The organism is Arhodomonas sp. KWT (assembly GCF_010993615.1).
On sequence record NZ_WNXE01000589.1, the window covers coordinates 1 to 1,019 of the forward strand.

2 protein-coding genes and 1 pseudogene are annotated in these 1,019 nt (G+C 67.1%); all 3 read right to left on the reverse strand.

The window, feature by feature from the left end; genetic code table 11:
- Window positions 1–290: pseudogene (locus G7A99_RS20945) on the reverse strand (bifunctional tRNA (adenosine(37)-C2)-methyltransferase TrmG/ribosomal RNA large subunit methyltransferase RlmN); the annotation flags it as partial.
- Window positions 268–696 carry a nucleoside-diphosphate kinase gene (ndk, locus tag G7A99_RS20950; RefSeq protein ID WP_163143830.1) on the reverse strand — a complete coding sequence of 143 codons (429 nt, stop codon included), beginning with the start codon at window positions 694–696 and terminating at the stop codon, window positions 268–270. The pseudogene G7A99_RS20945 and the gene ndk, both read right to left, overlap by 23 nt.
- A 140-nt stretch (window positions 697–836) precedes the next feature.
- A partial coding sequence (locus tag G7A99_RS20955; protein WP_163143832.1) for an iron-sulfur cluster assembly accessory protein occupies window positions 837–1,019 on the reverse strand: 183 nt, incomplete at its 5' end.

Here is a 1,019-nt window from a genome sequence, read left to right on the forward strand (position 1 = left end):
AGGACCCACTTGCGCGTGCCGTCCCGGGACTCCTGATCGAATACCGGGCTCGGCAGACGGACCTCGGCGTGCCGGTGCAGCTGCGCGCGCAGCGACTTGCTGAGATCGGTCATCGACTCGAAGTCGAGCACACGGCGCTGGTGCAGCCACTTGAGCACCTGCACGGCGCGGAACGGCTTCTCGCCGAGATCGGCGAAGAACCGCTGCAGCCCCTGGCGGTCCAGGTCGAGCAGGTTCACCCGACCCGGTGCATCGCCGGGGTTGGCATCAACTACGGGCGCAGAGCTCATCGTCGCCAAAAAAGAACTCGATCTCGGTCTTCGCCGTCTCCGCCGCATCGGAACCGTGGACGGCGTTTGCGTCGATGGTCTCGGCGAGATCGTGACGGATGGTACCCGCGGCCGCCTCGGCCGGGTTGGTCGCGCCCATGATCTCGCGATTCTTGCGGATCGCGTCGTCGCCCTCGAGCACCTGCACCATCACCGGCCCCGAGGTCATGAACGAGACCAGCGCGTCGAAGAACGGCCGCTCGCGGTGCACCGCGTAGAAGCCCTCGGCCTGCTCGCGGCTGAGGTGCAGCATCTTCGCGCCGACGATCTTCAGACCCGCCTTCTCGAAGCGGCTGTAGATCTCGCCGATCGCGTTCTTCGCCACGGCGTCGGGCTTGACGATGGAGAGGGTGCGTTCAACGGCCATGCGGCTACTCCGTGTTCGGTCGCAGTGGATTCCAGGATGTTAACGAGGCTCGCCGGCACCCCCGGACGGGGGCGCCGGCTAAAGGCGGACAGTCTAACCCGGGGCGCCGGACCGGGCAATTGAGCCCCCCGGCGACCGGCTCACGCCACGGAGAAGCTCTCCCCGCAGCCGCACTCGGCGGTGGCGTTGGGATTGCGGAACGCAAACCGCTCGTTAAGGCCCTCGCGCACGAAGTCGACCTCCATGCCCTCGATGAACGGCAGGCTCTTGCGGTCCACCACGACCCGGACGTCACCGACGTCGAAGACGGTATCGTCCTCGCC